We start from the raw sequence: 17,208 nt of genomic DNA, 5'->3' as shown, positions 1-17,208 counted from the left end.
CGGCGCGATTATGTCAGAGCCTTAACACATGTAACAGGATGTATTCGAATGGATAGAATACAACCATCAAACGATCCGACCTGTATGCAAGTGTGCTACACAGCGCAGTCAACTATTGGGTCAAATGGAATTTCCCATGTCTTTCGACTTCCCTCGGACAACAGGTTCGGCCGAAGATTTCTGGCACTGGCTGGGTCTGGCGCCGCGTGGCGTGCAACTGCATGACGCCCTGCGCGAAGGATTGCCTTATGCGGTGTTCGATCATATGGCCAACGCCCTCGACATCAATCGCTCGACCCTGGCCGAACACCTGGGCATCGCCCCGGCCACCCTGCAACGACGCCTGAAAGCCGGCCGTTTCAATGTCGAGGAAGGCGACCGCCTGTTTCGCCTGGCCTCGATCTACGCCGCCGCGCTGGAATTGTTCGAAGGCCATACCGAGGCCGTGCAACGCTGGCTGATCCACCCGGTCGCCGGCCTGGACCAGCGCCGACCGCTGGACATGCTCATCACCTCGGCTGAATCGCACAGCGTGCTCGACCTGATCGCACGCCTGGAGCATGGAGTGATGGCGTGATCCGCATCTATCGACTGATCAAGCGCCGCTGGCTGGCCCAGGCCTTCGACGGCGAAGTGGCCAGTCGTCATGGCGGCCGCTGGAACAGCAAGGGCCAGGCTTGCGTGTACGGCGCCGGCAGCCAGGCCCTGGCCCGTCTCGAAACGTTGATGCACCTGAACGACGGCGCGGTCATGCGCCATTTCGCCATGCTCGAACTGGCCCTGGATGAAGAGCAAGTCCTGCACCTGCCCTGCGCCGACCTGCCTGCCGACTGGCGCTGCGAACCGGCCCCGGCCACCACCGCCTGGCTGGGTGATCAGTGGCTGGCATCCAACCAGAGCCTGGCCCTGGCCGTGCCCAGCGTGCAGGTGGCGCATGAGTTCAATTACCTGCTCAACCCCCGGTATCCAGGCTTTGCAGGGATGGTTAAGGGCGCTATCACTATATATAGCTAGCTAGATAGCTATATATGAACGTCATAGCTATGTAAATCCGGGATCACATCGAATCTTTGGGAGAGCCGGCCGGCGTCCCGATCTGCCGGCGATGAGGCCAGCAAGGCCAACACACCTGCTGCGCCTGTTACATAGCTATCGCCAGCAGAGCTGCCTCCCATAGCCCAGTGTTTGCTGCGCGACAGCGCTCCGCCTTGGCGCGGTGTCAGTGATACGGGGCGAGCTACAAGGGTGGATATACCGCTCACTGCCGCCCGATTTCCACCGGCACATACCCCGTCTGCAAATCACGCTCCGGAATCTCCCAGATCAGCACCCTGGGCGGGGTCTGGGTGAAGGCCGGGCTGGCGAAGTAGGCATTGGCGGCGCCGGAAAACTCGCCACCGTCCTTGGCGAAGTTACCGAGCGGCGCGCCCAGCGCCCGTTGCAGAAAGTCCACGAACGCCGAATTGCGCGAGAACGAGGTGCCGATCAGTGCGACATTGGGCAGGTCGGCATCGCCAAACAGGTCATCCAGGCTTTCACCGCCCACCGAGGCCGCTTCGACCTTCTCGCTGATGGTGGTCCGGGCCACGCTTTGCGGCGCCGGTTGCAACGACAGCGGCAGCCAGTCGAGCCCGGCCAGGCGCACCAGATCACCAGGGCGAGGCGCCAGCGGGGCCACACGGGTGTCGAAGGTTCGACTTGGGGTGGCCTTGAAACCGACGTCCTTCAGGCGCCGGGCCACGGCATTGGCGGCGGCACTGGCGCCGGTTTCGCTCCAGTGCGTGTCGGTGCGCAAGAAGGCCGCATCGCCCAAGGGTTGCAAAACGGCAGTCAGGTCCAGGGTGTGGACATTGGCGGCCTGCAGCATGCCGCTCCAGCGCGTCACCCGGTTGTGCAATTGCCCGGGGCGATACAGCCCGCACAGTTGATTGGCGGCGATGCGGCTCTTGTCCGGCACCACCACGACCCACAGATCAATGCCCTGCTTGTCCAGCCGCTGCTTGAGGTCGATGACCGCCTGGGCCTTGGTCCGCTCGTTGGCCTGGGCATGGCGGTTGATGCGCTGTTCGTCCGTCAGGAACAGCCAGCCAGGACAGCCCTGGCGCACGCGCGGCCCGGTATCCTCGAGCAGCAGCCAACTGGCGCCGCGCTCCAGATTGGCCGCCTGCTGCGCCAGGAACGTACCGGACAACTGCCTGGCCAGCGCATGGGTCACCTCACCGTGCAGCAGCGTGTCGCGGTCGACCCTGGCCGGCAGCCACTGGACCTTGCCGCTGGCCATCAACCACCCGCAGGCCAGCAGGCCGATGCCCATGAACACGGCCAGGGTCACACCGGCCACCGGACTGATGCGCTGTGCCAGCTCGCTGGGCGGTGGCGGTGTGTTGGACGATCGGGTCATGGCCGGCCCCTCAGAACTGGAAGTACAAGAACGGCACCGTCTCACGGCTGGCGATCAGCGCGAATGACAACAAGAAGCCCGCCACCGGCCATATTGCCGCGCCCGCCACGAACAGCCCATTGTGCGACCAGCGCTGTTCGACCCGAGGCTGCAGCAACGGCGCCAGTACACACAACACGCCCAGCAGCGCGGCCATGCCATGGGCCGGGCGCAGCGTCACCGCCAGCGCATCGCCCAGGGCCACGCCATGCAGGCCGAACTGACCGGCGTACATCGTCATGGCGGTATGGAAGTCGGGCGAGCGAAACAGCGTCCAGGCCAGGCACACGAACAACAGCGTCAAGCCATGTGCCAACGGCCTGGGCACCGCCGGCAGGCTGGAATGCGACCAGGCGCGGTCGACGCACAGCGCAATACCGTGCGCCGCGCCCCACAGCAGGTAATTCCAGCTGTCGCCACCGTGCCACAGGCCGGCGATGGCCATGGTCAGGAACAGGTTGCGGTAGGTGTTCCAGGTGCCATGACGGTTGCCGCCCAGGCCGATGTACAGGTAATCGCGCAGCCAGCTCGACAACGACAGGTGCCAGCGACGCCAGAAGTCCTGGATGCTGCGCGCCAGGTAGGGCCGGTCGAAGTTTTCCGGAAAGTGAAAACCCAGCATCAGGCCCAGGCCGATGGCCATGGCGCTGTAGCCGGCAAAGTCGAAGAACAGCTGCAGCGAATACGCCAGGCAGCCGATCCAGGCATCGACAAGCGTCGGCTGTGGCAAATGAAAGGCCACGTCCACCAGCGGCGACAAGGTGTCGGCCACCAGCACTTTCATGCTCATGCCGATCATGAAGCGCCGTGCGCCGAGGGCGAAGTTCTGCCCGTTGAAATAGCGCTGGTTCAGCTCGCGCCGCACCCAGTCGTAGCGAATGATCGGGCCGGCAATCGAATGCCCGAACATCGAGATGTAGGTGGCGTAATTGATAAAGCTGCGCTCCACCGGCACGGTATGCCGGTGCACGTCCACCAGGTACGAAATGGCCTGCAGCACGATGAATGACAACCCCGCCGGCAACGCCACCCGCTGCCAGGCGAAGGGCATGGCGCCATAGGCGGTCATCAGCTCATTGGCCGTCAGGGCCAGGATGTTGGCGTACTTGTACCAGCACAGGACCGCGACATTGAGCACGATCAGCCCCACCAGCCAGCGCAGGCGCGCGGTGGTGCCTTCACGCGTGCGGTCGACGACCAGACCGCCGCCCCAGGCCACCACGGTCAACACCATGTGCAAGGCCAGGAACAACGGGCTCAGCCAGCCATAGAACAGCCAGCTGCCGACCAGCAAGATCGTGTTGCGCCACGACGGCCGTCCCAACGAGTAGACCAGCATGAACGCCGGCAAAAACAGCAGGAGAAACTCAAGGGAGGCAAAGACCATGACGACAACTGCCCGATCTGATCAGTGGGACAACGCATCCATAGTCGACAACAGCCGTGGGCCGCTGGCGGACGGCAACAGCAGTACGCTGTAGCGTTCGCCGGCCTTGAGTTCGCCCAGATCCAGGGGCTCACCTACCGTGGCATTGGCACACACCAGTTGCACCGCCAGCCTGACCGGATTGATCGCGCGTCGTTGCAGGGTGCCATCGGCCACGGCCTTGAACAGATCGGCCGTGCGCCCGGCCGGACGCAGGCTGGCCTCCACGCAACCGGCATCAAGGCTGAAGAACGCCAACGAGGCTTTCAGAGCATTGAAGTCATCGGGCGCTTCACGCACCGCGACCTGAGCGACCCCGCCATCGGCCCGTGGCACGGCCACCACCGTGGCGAACTCGCCAGGAGCGACGGTCTGGGTCATTTCCAGCGTCTGTGCACCACTGACCAGCGTGCCTTTCACCGCACCCTTGGCCTGCACCGGAAAAAACGCCGACACCGGCGCAGCGGTTTCCAGGCGCAGCGGGGCCTGGCCCGACTGGGCGATCACCTCCAGCGGTACCGACGCGGCGTTGACGAAACGGATGAACGCCGAGTCTTCAGCGGGACCTGTGGGGTACAGGGCAATCTCGGCGGCATGCGCGCCAAGACTCACCAGCAGGCCAGCACCTACGCTCGCCATCCAGCGCACGCAGGTCACTTCTTGGCTCCGCCGGCGCTGACGCTGGAGGCCGGCAACTGTCCCAGTGCATTGCCAATGGCGGTGCCCCAGGCCTTGTAGCCGGCCACGGTGAAGTGCTGGCCGTCAGTGGTGATCCACTGGCCCGGTTTGGAGAAGCTCAGCGAGTCGATGTAAGTACAAGGGGCCACGTTGGACGCCAGGAACTTGGACATCATTTCCGTGCGTGCATCGTTCTTCTGGTACATGCCGCCCACCTTGCCCCAGGCCGGTCCTACCCAGGCGCACCGGGTGCCGGTGGCCGCAATGGCCTTGGTCAGGCCGGTGACGCTCTGCCAGGCCCAGGTCTTGGGAAACGAGGGCTTGTCATAGGACGCCATGGTGTCGCCGATGACAATCACCACCAGATCCGGCTTGTCGGCGGCGATCAGGTCGCCAATGGGCGTGGTAGTGGCGTCACGGCCCTTGATGACGATCTTGCCGTCGCCTTTCTGCTCGGCACCACAATCGACCTTCTTGGTCAGCAGCCAGTCGCCGGCACTGGCACCGCAGGCGCCGATCGAATGCACGATGGCGCCCTGACGGGTCAGGTTGTCATGCAACGGCTCCATCAGGTGGTCGGCCAGGCTCATATGGCTTTCCCCCAGCACCAGGAGCGTCATACCGGCAAGTACGGAAGGCATCGGGTTCTCTCACAATCAGTTGGAATAAGGCGAGCTGTAAGGACTGACCGGCAACTCCATGGGACCGGTCATGTTCTCAAGCATGTAGCGCATGTACAGGGCACCACTGAGCTGGCGGTAATCGCGGGCGTTGTCCAGTCCCACGTTGCCCCCCAGGAACATGTTGCCGCCGATGCGATACTCGCCGGCCGCACTCAGGCTGTAGCCGATGCCGGTCTTGCTCTGCCCGTCGTAGCTCTGCCCGGAAGCGGCCTGCATGGCGCTGTCGTCGGGGAAATACTCTGCGCCATCCTGCTTGAAGTGCTGAACGCCGACCGAACCCTTGACCTGGTAGCTGAAACGCTCGGAACGTTGCGACCACATCACCGGGATGCCAATGGCAAAGAAACTCTGCGGGCTGAAATAGCCGCCATGGCCATAGGTGAAGTAGTTCTGGTCGTTGTCGTAGCTCAGGGCCATGACACTGACACCGGCGGTCAGCTTGCTGTTCTCGGTATTGTTCAGGTACCAGTAGACGCCACCGCCGATTTCGCCACGGCTGTTGGCCTTGACGTTGTTACCCACCAGCTTGTGCCAGGAACCGTAGCCGTAGCCGCCAATGGTCTGGTTGTCGTAGCTGATCTGGCCACGGCCACCGTTGGCCGTCACGCCGCCCCAGGACAGGCCGCTGCGGTCGTCGGTGGAGCCTGCGAACGAGGTCACGCTGTCGGTCACCGGGCGCCGCGAGATGTTCAGGCCGTAACGCAGGTTGGGGTTTTCACCCAAGGGGCGATCCACGCTGACACCACCGGCGACGGTGGTGTACTGGAAGCCCATCGGCGTCGAGCCGATGTCGGCCTTGAGGCCTTCGGCCGGGCGCTCGAAGCCCACCGAAAGGCCCACGCCGGTTTCACGGTTCGACCCTGCAGCACCGGCCGACCCATCACCAAAGCGACTGCCGGCATCGGCCGATACGCTGCCGCTGTTGAGCGTCACCGGCGTGGCACGTACCACCACGCGGTTGTCGCCCAGCGGAATATTGACCTCCAGCGGTGCCTCGACCATCGTCAGCTTGCCCAGGCCGGCCTCGCTGTTGTTGCTGGTCACGCTCAGCCCCTGGCTGACATAGCCGCTGCGTTTTTCAAGAATGCGGTTGAGCGCGCTCTGGGCACCGGTGAGCGCACTGCTGTCGGCGTCGCCGTTGAGCGTGGCCTGGGCCGGTGCCGGAATCGCGTCGTTGGCCGCCACGCTGCGCGAGGCACTGGCAGCGCTCGGACCTGCGGACTGCGTGACCTGCATGGCCAGCGCCCGCTGCTTCTCGCCCTGCTCGATGGAAACCGCCTTGCGCAGCAGTTCCTCGGCGGCGCCGCTCTTGCCAATGCTCTCGTAGATGCGCGCCGCTTCGGTCAGCGTCAGCGCGTCATAGCGCCCCAGCCTCAGGAACTGCGCCAGTGCCTGGTCGGCAAACGTGCGGTCATTGGCCTTGACCGCCGCATCGGCCGCACCCAGCAGCACTTGCGGGTCATTGGGCTGGCGCTGCAGCAAGGGCTTGTAGAGCTGGAACGCCTTGGCGCTGTCACCCTTGGCCGTGTACAGCCGGGCATGCGCCGACACACCCTGAATATCATCAGGGCGCTGGGCCAGGGCCGGGGCCAGGGTGTCGTAGGCACCGGTCAGGTCGCCGCCTTCGCGCAGCAGGTCGGCCTGGCGAATACGGTATTGGTACAGCAGATCGTCATAGCGCTTGCGGGTCTGCGCGTTCATCGACTGGCTTTGCAGGTTGCGCAGGATCAGGTTGACCTGTGCATCGTCGCCTGCGGTCAGCAGCACGCCGGCGTATTGCAGCGTGCGATCGGTCGAAGGCGTGCGGATCTGGGCGATGGCCGTGCGCGCCATGGCACGTCCGCGCTCGACCTCACCGGCGTCGATGTAGGCACTGGCCAGCGTCAGTTGACGCTCCGGCGTGGCACTGGCCATCGGCAGCAGCCGGTCAAGCAGCGCCAGCGCTTCCTGACGCTGACCGCGCTTGGCGATGCTGACGGCCAGGTTGACCTGCACCGTCATGGTGACTTCTTCGGCCAGCGCTTTCATTTCAGGGGTGCGCTGGTCAACGGGAATGCGTGCAAACGCGGCCTGGGCATCTTTCCACTGGCCCATCTCCACCGACAGCAGGGCGCTGGTGTAGAGCGCATCGATGTTGTTCGGCTGGCTCTTGAGCAGGTCGTCGATCAACGCCCGGGCCTTGGAGGCCTCATTGGTCTTGAGGTACAGGCGGGCCAGGTCGAAACGTGTCCAGACATTGTCCGGATCGTTGCTGACCGCCTCCCTCAGGGCGGCCTGGGCCGCCGGCGTATCACCGCGCTGCTCGGCCAGGCGTGCGACCTGAATGGCACGCAAGGCCTTGAAGCTGCCGCTGTCGTCCAGCTTGGCCTGTTCGGCTGCGGACAAGGTGTCGATCAGGCGCAGCGCTTCATTGACCTGGCCACTCTGGGCCAGGACATTGATCAGCCCGCGCGTGGCCCGTGCATTGCCACGGTCGGCGGCCAGCACCTGGCGATAACTGGCATGCGCGGCTTCGAACTGACCGGCCTGGGCCTGGATATCGGCCTGGGCCAGGCGCACATCGACATTGGCCGGGTTCTGGCGCACCGCTTGGGCGGCGGTTTCCAGTGCCTTGCCGCCCTGCCCCTTGGCCTGCAGGTCGCGGGCCTGCTGCAGCTGCGTCCAGGTCTGGACATTTTCCAGCGCGCTTTTCCAGCGGCCACCACCGGTCTGGCGGACGGCGCGGGTCAGCAGTTGCTCGGCTTCGGCCGGGCGGTTCTGTTGCTGACGCACTACGCCCAGGCCACCGAGGGCATCGGCATCATCGGCCTTGGTTTTCAACCGCTCGTTGAAGGCCGCCTCAGCGGTGGCCAGGTCGCCTTTCTCCAGGGCCTTGAGGCCACGGGCCACCTGCGGGTCCTGCTGCCAGCCTGAAGCACCGGCACCGGCACCGGCACCGGTGCCGGCCTGCTGGCGACCCTTGTTCATCAGATCACGCACTTCCTGATCATCTGGATGGGTCTTGAGAAACGCCTCGAACAATGGCACCTGCGCCGCCGTCGGCGGCCCGCTCCAGACCAGCGCCAGGCGCCAGCTCTGGTCGGCGTCGCCGGCGATATCGGGGTGGGTGGTCAGCCGGGCCAGGGCACGGATGCCTTCTTCGCGGCTGTCTTCGCGGCGCGCCAGGTGCTTGGCGAAAAACAGCGCCAGCACCGAATCGTTCGGGCGCTGCTTGATCAGGCGCTCGAAGCCCTGGCGGGCCTCGGGCCAGTCAACATTGCTGAAACCCAGGTTGGTGTAGTACTCACGCCCGATAGAGCCTTGAGGCACACGGCCATTGAACAGCTTGCGAAACGCCGCCGTGGCCTTGTCACGCTCACCGGCATCGGCCAGACGCCTGGCCTCCTCGAGCAAGGCCTTGTTTTCCGGCTGGGTCAGGGCAATGTCCTGCTCCAGCTGGATCGCCTGCGCCGGCATCGGCGACAGGGCGCGCAGGCGTGCCAGGTAGGATTGGGCCTGCTGGGGCTGGTTCTTGTTGACGCCAATCAGGCCCATGCCATACAGCGCATCCACCTGGTTGGGGTCTTGTTGCAGTACTTTCTGCCAGACTTCGGCTGCCCGCGAGGCATTCGAACGCGCCTGCCAGTACTGGCCCTGCTCAATCAATTGAGCCTGTACAGCGGAGGTTTCAGCATTGGCAACGTTGTTGGCGGCGATTGCTGTAAGTAGCCCGATAACTAACGTGTGGCGACTGGCGGGCATGAAGTCTCCCAAGACAATTCAAGCGTTCCGTCAGAGCGGAACTGATAGCGTTGTTCAATCCAGCCCAAGGCAAACAGGCTGAGCATAAGGTTGTAATAAGCAGGTTCCGAGCGGTCTTGCGGGTCATGCTTCATGACCCGGGCAATCCCCTGCTCGACAAGGCGTCGTTGTTGCGCAACCAGCCAGGTGTGTCCCTTGGCCTGGAAGTAAGGCAACAACGCCGCCGAATAACCGAAAGGCGCCTGGCCCTCGCTCGCGCCGCTCATGACCTGGACTTTTTCCGGCGGCACGCCACTCGAGGCGGTGCTGGCCGACATGCCGTCCAGGCGTGCCAGCAGAGCAGCCGCCAGCGGGTCGGAGGCTGGCGTCATGCCAGCCCAGAGGTAAACGCGGATCGCATCATAGCTGCCCAGCTCGCCTTTGGCAGGATCAATCACGAAAAGGCCGGTTTTTGGCGAAGTGCCACGATACGCCAGCCAGTCTGCCACAAAGCCCTTGGGGCTGGAGGCCTGGATCATCTTGAGGGTGTTGTCGGCGATTTCCTTCCAGGGACCGTTCGGCGCCTCCTTGGCCAGGCGGCGCAACAAGGGAATGGGCAGGTAACTGGGATTCAGGCGCCATAAGTGATCGGGCTGGATAAAGCCTTCAGGACCGGGCAGCACCATTTTGCCTACACCTGGCAGGTCGACGACCAGTCGCGACTCGATGGTCTTGAGCAACGCGAGCGCATCGGTGCGGTAGGCCGGTGCCTGCCAGAGCCGCGCCGCTTCAAGCAGCGTGTAGGCCATCCATAAATCGGCATCGGAGGCCGAGTTGGCATCCTGGAGCTGCCAGGCACCGTCCTTGCCCTGCCCCCATAACCAGCCTGGCAGACGAGTCTTGTCAGACCCCATCATGTTGGCGACCGTCCATGACCACAGCGCGTCGAAGCGCTTGCGGTCATTGGCCACCAGCGCGAAAACCATACCGTAGGACTGGCCTTCGGAGGTGCTGTGGTTGGGTTCCATGCTCGACTCGAGCATGCGTCCATCCTCCTGGACATTGCGCTGGGCGTAGTTCTGCCACAGTGGCCAGGTCGGGCCGTCGCAGCGCTCGGCGGCCATCAGGGGAGTCAGTATTGCCCAGGCCAGCAACGCTGCCAGCCAGCACATCCTGCGACGTGGGGTCATCAGTAAAGCCAACATGGGTTATCCATTTCCCAGACGACGCTTGGCCAGCGAGCGCAAAGCCAGATAGGCCAGGCCACTGACCAGGGCAACGCAGACCGCCAGGATGAGCAAGACAAACAGGACATTGCGTGACATCAGCCATTGCACGTACTTGACCGGGTTCAACTCACCGACAAAATACTGCTGATCGGCCACCAAGGCCTCGACCGAATCACCACGCACCACGACCAGACTGCCCTGCACCTTATCGCTGGTATCCAGCGCACGGGTCATGTCGGCCAGGCCAGAAGACTGGCCACTGGACATTAATATCACACTGCGTCCTTTGTGCAAGGGCGATTCGAAACCGGTCAGGAACGTGCTTTGCGCACTCCCGGAAAACACAACGGCGACACGGGCGCGCCGCAGGTTTTCATCAGGATCCGGACTCATCCAGTCACGCAAGCGAAAAGCCAGGTCGGAAATCTCGAAACTGCGCCCCTGGCCCTCGCCAAGGGCTGGCAGGTGCTCGGCCCATTGCTTGAGCAGGGGCTGGCTGGCCCCCGAGGACACCACCAGAATGTCCTTGTCGGCGGCGCTGGAGACCTCTGCCGCCTGGATCACCGAAACCCCGGTCGCGGGGTAGCCGGTCGACTCGCCGAAACGGCCCAGCACGCTCAGGTAGGCGCTGATGTCTTCGCCCGTTGCGCTGTCGGGCAACACCACGGCGGTCTGCGACAGATCGGCCAAGCGGGTGAACGGAAAGCCCGAATCCTTGAACACGCCCAGGTTCGGCATGGCCATGAAGTGGTCGTAGCCGCTCAGGTCCAGGGTCGACTCGGGGTCGATGCTGCCACGCATGTTGTCGATGATGATGTCCTGGCATTCGCCCTGCTTGATGTAGTCGTACATGTAGCGCAGTTGCAGGCGCGATTGCAGGGCCGCCGCATTGAGCGGCAGGTACATGTCCATTTCACGGCTGACCATGGCGTTGTCGCCGGTGAGGCTGGACAGGGTCGAGCCGGCGAGCTTTTCCTCCGACGGCAGCGACTCGGCTCTGATCAGGCGGTCATTGAGACTGACGATGATCGACGAGTTGTTGAAGCGCTGTTGAGGCGTGTAGCGGTACTTGAGCTTCAACGGCACGCCCTCCTCACGCCAGTTGAACAGGTCCGGGGGCAGGTTCAGCGGGATGGTGATATCGCCCGGTGCGTAACCGACCACATCCAGCTTGCGGGTCTCGATCAGTTCACCCAGCTTGACCGGCCGGTCGCTGGGCAGCCAGTTCGGCGCGTCGTAAGGCCGGCGTGGCTTGAGCACCTCGACCCGCTCGATCAACGCGCTGCTGCCAGCCAGGCCCTGGCTGCCGAGCACCACGGCATTGACCGCCAGTTTGAGCTCGGCCGAGTCACGACCGGTGATGACCAGCAGTTTGCTGCCCGGGTCGTTCGGGTGCGGCATCATCGTCAGGGTCGGCCCCTTGGCGGCCGGCATCGTCAGGCCGCCCAGCTGCAGGGGGCCGCTGCCCTTGAGCAGCACCAGGGCATTGCCCTCGGCCGGCAGGTTGTCGAAATGCGTCGGGAACGTCGCGATTCGCGAAGGGCCCTTGAGCGCGCCGATCCAGGACGCCAGTGCGCCGGCGGCTTCAAGCGTGGCGTGGTCGGGCGAGGCGCCCATGACCACCGGCAGCGTTACATCACGGTCGTCACGGCGATCAAAAAACGGCAGCGGCAGAATCGACAGATCGTTGGCCAGGGTGAAGGGTGAAACCTGCAGGTCCAGGCGCGTGTCGCTGTTGATCCGCGCCCACAGGCTGGAATGCTGCGGGTTTTCGCAGCCCATCGAATAGTGGCCGATGAACTGCAGGCTCAGGCGGTTGAACTCGGTGATCAGGTGCGCCGGAATCTCGACCGTGCGGCTCTGCGGCTGGCCGGCGCCTTCCTTGAGTAACGGCAGGCTGGCCGCCACTTCGTCGTTGACCAGCACGTTGATCTGCGACAGGTCCGGTAACAAGGACGGTGAATAGCTGTATTGCAACGTCAGGCGCGCACCGGTCACCACCTTGTCGGCGCGCACGTTGAAGTTGACCGTGTCGTTCGAATCAACGCCGCGCAGCACCATCGGGTAATTGCGCCCCAGTTGCTCGAGCGTGACGGAGATGTCGTTGCCAGGCACGCCTGGTGCGGGCACCGCGACGGGCGGGCTGATCAACGGGGCGGCCGGGGCGGCCATGCTCGAGGCACTGCTCCCCAGCAGCAACAGCGACGACACAAAGGCCGCCAGGCAGCGTGATGCACCGCCGGCCTGACGGCTGGCAATCGATTTGCAGATCATGATTTTTCCATTACAGAGTCGCAAGCGGGTTCAGCAGTACGTCGGGCGTGCAAGGCCTGGCGGGTGGCGCTCAACAGCTCGCGAACCCCGCGCAGACTGACCTTGCAGACTTCACACATGGCCTTGAGCGGGGTGTCGATGGCGCCGCGGCCCCAGGTCGCCGCCCAGGTGTCGGCACGTGAAAAGGTCAGGCGCACCAGATCGCTTTGCTGGCGCAGGGTCAGAGGGTCGAACTGCACACCGGCCATCGAGCCATGGCTGAAGACCACAGTGGCGGGAAACCGGCTGAGCGTGTCTTTGCGAAACAGCACGACCTGCAAGGCTTCGCCCCGTGCGATGCCTTGTCCTTCGGGCAACCGCAGGCCCAGGCCCTGTTGCGAAAAATCCAGGGTCACGGCGTCCAGTACGCTGCCGTCGGCCCGCTCCAGGCGGATCGGCAGGCTGGCGGCCACCCGCGGCTCACGGCGCACTTGGCGGGTTTCGCTGGCCACGGCCACGGCCGCGCCGGTGATCATGATGTTGTACAGCGTCCAGGCCAGGTTGATCAGCACGGTCACCGCCACACCTTCTTCGTTGCTGCCCCGGACCAGCATCGTCAAGGCCACCACCAGACCGCACAGGTTCAGCCCCAGCAGCACGATGTACGGACGCGCCAGGCGCCACTCGAAGAACTTCTCGTCGATGATCCCGCCCTTGTCGGTGACGTTGAAGCCACCGAACCTGGGATTGACCAGGGCCATGATCACCGGCCCCAGGATGTACCAGGCCAGAACCGTCTCGTAGACCTCGTTCCAGAACGAATGGCGAAAACGCCCCTGCATGGTCGAGTTGGTGAGGCTGGAATGCAGGATATGCGGCAACACGTACACCGCGATCATCAGCGCCGAGGCATGGAAGATGCGCGCATCGAAAAACAGAAAGGCCAGCGGCGCGGTCAGAAACACCAGGCGCGGCAGGCCATAGAAAAAGTGCAGCATGGCGTTGAAATAACAGAACCGCTGGCCCAGTGTCAGGCCACGGCCCAACAAGGGATTATCGGTACGAAAGATCTGCGCCATGCCGCGTGCCCAGCGCACCCGCTGGCGAATGTGCCGCGACAGGCTTTCAGTGGCCAGGCCCGCCGCCTGCGGGATGGCCAGGTAAGCGGTGTTGTAGCCGGCGCGGCTGAGCTTGAGTGCGGTATGGGCATCCTCGGTCACCGTCTCGGTCGCCACGCCGCCGATTTCTTCCAGCGCCTGACGGCGGATGATGGCGCACGAGCCACAGAAAAACGCGGCGTTCCACAGGTCACTGCCATCCTGTACCACGCCATAGAACAGCTCGTTTTCGTTGGGTACGCTGCGGAAGGTGTCGAGGTTCTTTTCAAACGGATCCGGCGAAAAGAAAAAGTGCGGCGTCTGCAACATCGACAGCCTGGGATCCTTGATGAACCAGCCCATGCCCATCTGCAGGAAAGAACGGGTCGGTACGTGGTCGGCGTCAAAGATGGCCACGTACTCGCCATCGGTGACCTTCAGCGCTTCGTTGAGGTTACCGGCCTTGGCGTGGTGATTGTTGTCACGGGTGATGTAGTTGACCCCGATCTGCGCGCAGAACTCGCGAAACTCGTCGCGCTTGCCGTCATCGAGCAGGTGCACCCGCAATTTGTCGCGCGGCCAGTCAATGGCCTGGGCGGCAAAGAGGGTCAGCTTCACGATCGACAGCGACTCGTTGTAGGTGGGAATGAACACATCCACCACCGGCCAGGTGTCCGGCGCGCCCTGCATCAGCACCGGCTTGCGATGCAGCGGCCAGCAGGTTTGCAGGTAGCCGCACAACAACACCACCAGCGCATACAGCTCGGCCAGCAACAGGCCCAGACCAAACATCATGTCGAGGCTGTTCTCGAAGCCCAGTGTGGACGTCATGCGCCAGTACACGTAGCGCAGCGACATGACCAGCGACAGCACGATCATGGCCAGGATTGCCAGACGGCTGGCCGATCGGCGCAGCAGCACGGCCGCGAAGAAACACATGACACCGAAAACACCCTGGGTCAGCAAGTCGAAGGGCACTGAAATGATCGAGAAAAACAGCAGCGTCCCCACCAGCATGCCGGCCCGCTTCAACCGCTTGATCGTGCCCGGCGAGCGTGCATCAAACCACCCCTGCAAGCGCTGCAGCCGTCCTTGCGCAGAGGTCGGCAGCCCAGGCACTTCGGGTAACGGCGCATTCATGAGCGTTCCACCGCTTGCTCTCGCCCGGCCATGAGAAGGGCGGTGAGGCGGCGTCCCAGCTCAGACAGGTCCTGCACGCCCTTCGTCGGGGCCTGAGCCGGTAAAAGAGGTGTACCGAAAGCCAGCGCCTCGGCGATCTTCTGATCAAGCCGCACCCGGCCCAGCACACGCTCGCCCAGACGACGGCACAGCACTTCATGCATGTCGGCACTGAAACTGCGGGAAGCCTCGACGCGGTTGATCACGTAATGGCACACCGGCGGCTGGCAGCGCTCGGCCAGCGGTTCCAGGGCACGCTCCATGGCCTCCAGCGTCAGGTAGCCAGCCGCCTCCGTATCGACGACGACCAGCACATGGCTGGCCGCGTTGAGTGCCTGGTCCAGGTAACGCGACGGGCCCGATGCAACGTCCAGCACCAGTACATCGCGAGCGGTGAGATTCAGGCGCTCGAGCTGCCGGACCAGCCAGTGCGGGTCGTGATCGAGGTACTGTTCCAGGGTGCTGCGCTCGTCGGCCGTCAGCGTGCCATAAGGCAGTACCTGGGTGGCATCCGGGCCGGTCAGCAGCAGGTCACTCCAGGCCTCGCCGCGCAGGCTGCCGGGGGCCAGGCCGGCGACATCGGGACTGGCATCGAAGTGATGATACAGGCAATTCTGGGGGTCGAGCTCCACGGCCACCGTGCGCCCGCCGGGCAACCCCACCAGACGCGCCAGCGCGGCGCACAATGTGCTCTTGCCGACCCCGCCCTTGGCCGACACGAGCGCAATCACACAGGCCTGGATGGCCGGCGGTGCCGACTTGGACAACGCCTGTTGCAAGGCTTCATGGTTGCGCTTTTCCGCTTCGGCCTGACGGGCACTGGCCACCTCGGCCAACAACGAGCGCAATGGCATCGCCACAGGGCGCGCAGGCGTTGGCGCGGACGTCGAAGCGTGGCCAGGCTCAGGAGCTGCCACAGGCATCGCCGGGGCCTGTAATGCAGGCGCACTGGCCTGTTGTGCCCTCAAGGAGACCTGAGAATCCGGCTTTGCAATACGCGTCTCGATCACCGGCTTTACAGCCACAGCCACCGGGCGCGCTGGAGGCGCAGGTGGCTCCTGAAAATCGAATTCGGTGTTTATTTCCACATAGGCGTCCGTACTCGTATCCAGTTTCTGGAACAAGTTGGCTATATCATCGGCGCGATGCATCGGGGTCGACCTCTTAAAAGGCTGGGAGCAGCAGCCCCTGTAAGAAAGCATTAGGCGGTAATGTGTAATATCAACGTGACAGTGTCAATAATTTGATACCAATTAGGGTGTGAGCGCGCTCGACAGAAATAGCACGCACCCTAAAAGTCATTTTTTTGGCGACTTAATCTTGTTGTTTTTGCCAATATGCATTTTTTATTAATATAGCTAGCTATCTAGCTATACATATCAAAGAAATATTTTTGAACACAACCAAGGCCAGGCGGCAGCTTTGCTGGCGATGACGATGGGACAGGCGCAGTAGATATATCAGCCTTGCCGGCCTCATCGTCGGATCGCCGCCCGGGGCAGAGCCCCCTCCCACAGATTGATCTGCACCCCGGATTTTGTGTCTGGCACCGGACTGTGGGAGGCAGCTCTGCTGGCGATGGCTGTGTGACAGGCGCAGCAGGTGTGTTGGGCTTGCTGGCCTCATCGCCTGCAGAGCAGCCTCCCACAAGTTGATATGGTCTTGGGTTTTGTGCCTGGCACAAGAGCTGGGGGAGGCAGCCCTAGACCCAGACAGCATCCCAAAGTGGATAGTCCCGTACGCTTTTGACCAGTCCTGCTCGAACAGGATTGGCGACAATATAACGAGCAAAGTGCACAAGGTCCTGCTCCCGGCGTACCGCTTTGTCGTGATAGCCATCCTGCCAGAGCGTGCCTTGCCGGCCACAGGCTTTATTGACTGCCTTTGCCGTTTTTGACTTCACCCTTTGCATGATTTCCGCCAGTGAGCCTGTACGCAACTCGAACAGCCAGTGCAGGTGATCGGGCATAACGACCCAGGCCAGTGAATGGACCTGTCCCCGTTCCTGCGCGTGTTTCAACTCTTTGACCAGTAGGCGTCCGAACGGCCATTGGGCGAACACAGGCTCTCTGGCGATTGTGGTCGCGGTCACCAGGTAGATTTGGCCCGTTTGCGAAAATCGACCTGCGCGCAGGTCTGATGAATGTGAAGTTTCAAGCATTCCCTTGCCCTTGTTCACTTGAGTATGGAAGCCCAATGTAAGGCTTCACTGCCGCAAGCAAGTGCATGGGGTATCGCAAGATGTTTCAGGCAGGAATGGCATATTCAGAGCAACACAGCACCTGTGGGAAGCAGCTCTGCGATGGCTATAGGGCTGGGGCAGTAGATGTGTTGGGCTTACTGGCCTCATCGCCGGCAAGCCGCCTCCCACCGGATTGATGTCGCCCAGAATCTCGTGCCTGACACCAGACTGTGGGAGGCAGCTTTGCTGGTGATGGCTATGTGTCAGGCGCAGCCGGTGTGTTGGCCTTGCGGGCCTCATCGTCACTTGGGCAGATCGGGG

General features: G+C 63.2%; 12 protein-coding genes. 2 read left to right on the top strand and 10 right to left on the bottom strand.

Features of this window, described 5'->3' with window-relative positions; all coding sequences use genetic code 11:
• The first annotated feature begins 136 nt into the window (after positions 1–136).
• The gene (gene parS / locus DGA31_RS17995; RefSeq protein WP_109513467.1) at positions 137–577 is read left to right on the top strand and encodes a type II RES/Xre toxin-antitoxin system antitoxin; all 441 of its coding nucleotides are present in this window, start codon (positions 137–139) and stop codon (positions 575–577) included.
• Positions 574–1,014: an RES family NAD+ phosphorylase gene (locus tag DGA31_RS17990; RefSeq protein ID WP_109513466.1), complete on the top strand. Its 441-nt coding sequence runs from the start codon at positions 574–576 to the stop codon at positions 1,012–1,014. Before parS ends, DGA31_RS17990 begins: the two co-directional genes overlap by 4 nt.
• A gap of 244 nt (positions 1,015–1,258) precedes the next feature.
• Here DGA31_RS17990 and DGA31_RS17985 read toward each other — a convergent pair whose 3' ends face one another.
• The 10 genes from DGA31_RS17985 to DGA31_RS17940 all read right to left on the bottom strand — a co-directional run bounded on the left by DGA31_RS17985 (position 1,259) and on the right by DGA31_RS17940 (position 16,866).
• On the bottom strand, positions 1,259–2,401 hold the full coding sequence (locus tag DGA31_RS17985) for an alginate O-acetyltransferase AlgX-related protein (RefSeq protein WP_109513465.1): 1,143 nt from the start codon (positions 2,399–2,401) through the stop codon (positions 1,259–1,261).
• 10 nt (positions 2,402–2,411) lie between these two features.
• Positions 2,412–3,827: an MBOAT family O-acyltransferase gene (locus tag DGA31_RS17980; RefSeq protein ID WP_109513464.1), complete on the bottom strand. Its 1,416-nt coding sequence runs from the start codon at positions 3,825–3,827 to the stop codon at positions 2,412–2,414.
• A 21-nt stretch (positions 3,828–3,848) separates the two neighbouring features.
• The gene (locus DGA31_RS17975) at positions 3,849–4,505 is read right to left on the bottom strand and encodes a cell division protein FtsQ (RefSeq protein WP_109513495.1); all 657 of its coding nucleotides are present in this window, start codon (positions 4,503–4,505) and stop codon (positions 3,849–3,851) included.
• Between the two features lie 14 nt (positions 4,506–4,519).
• Positions 4,520–5,185 carry an SGNH/GDSL hydrolase family protein gene (locus DGA31_RS17970; protein ID WP_056835751.1) on the bottom strand — a complete coding sequence of 222 codons (666 nt, stop codon included), beginning with the start codon at positions 5,183–5,185 and terminating at the stop codon, positions 4,520–4,522.
• Between the two features lie 15 nt (positions 5,186–5,200).
• Positions 5,201–8,968 (bottom strand): cellulose biosynthesis protein BcsC, encoded by a 3,768-nt coding sequence (locus tag DGA31_RS17965; protein WP_161959201.1) that lies wholly within the window; start codon positions 8,966–8,968, stop codon positions 5,201–5,203.
• Positions 8,944–10,152, bottom strand: coding sequence for a cellulose synthase complex periplasmic endoglucanase BcsZ (gene bcsZ, locus DGA31_RS17960; RefSeq protein ID WP_109513463.1), 1,209 nt, complete (start codon positions 10,150–10,152; stop codon positions 8,944–8,946). The genes DGA31_RS17965 and bcsZ overlap by 25 nt, the downstream gene beginning before the upstream one ends.
• A gap of 3 nt (positions 10,153–10,155) precedes the next feature.
• A complete protein-coding gene (gene bcsB, locus DGA31_RS17955; RefSeq protein ID WP_109513462.1) occupies positions 10,156–12,450 on the bottom strand; it encodes a cellulose biosynthesis cyclic di-GMP-binding regulatory protein BcsB in 2,295 nt (764 codons plus the stop codon).
• Positions 12,447–14,666 carry a UDP-forming cellulose synthase catalytic subunit gene (bcsA, locus tag DGA31_RS17950; RefSeq protein WP_109513461.1) on the bottom strand — a complete coding sequence of 740 codons (2,220 nt, stop codon included), beginning with the start codon at positions 14,664–14,666 and terminating at the stop codon, positions 12,447–12,449. The genes bcsB and bcsA overlap by 4 nt, the downstream gene beginning before the upstream one ends.
• A complete protein-coding gene (gene bcsQ, locus DGA31_RS17945) occupies positions 14,663–15,553 on the bottom strand; it encodes a cellulose biosynthesis protein BcsQ (protein ID WP_241509611.1) in 891 nt (296 codons plus the stop codon). The genes bcsA and bcsQ overlap by 4 nt, the downstream gene beginning before the upstream one ends.
• A gap of 854 nt (positions 15,554–16,407) precedes the next feature.
• A complete protein-coding gene (locus DGA31_RS17940) occupies positions 16,408–16,866 on the bottom strand; it encodes an REP-associated tyrosine transposase (RefSeq protein ID WP_109513493.1) in 459 nt (152 codons plus the stop codon).
• Positions 16,867–17,208: the final 342 nt, after the last annotated feature.

The sequence above is a fragment of the Pseudomonas ovata genome, assembly GCF_003131185.1.
GTDB classification, from domain to species: domain Bacteria; phylum Pseudomonadota; class Gammaproteobacteria; order Pseudomonadales; family Pseudomonadaceae; genus Aquipseudomonas; species Aquipseudomonas ovata.
The sequence above is the reverse complement of the archived record's forward strand: the minus strand, read 5'-3'. Positions and strand labels throughout refer to the sequence as shown.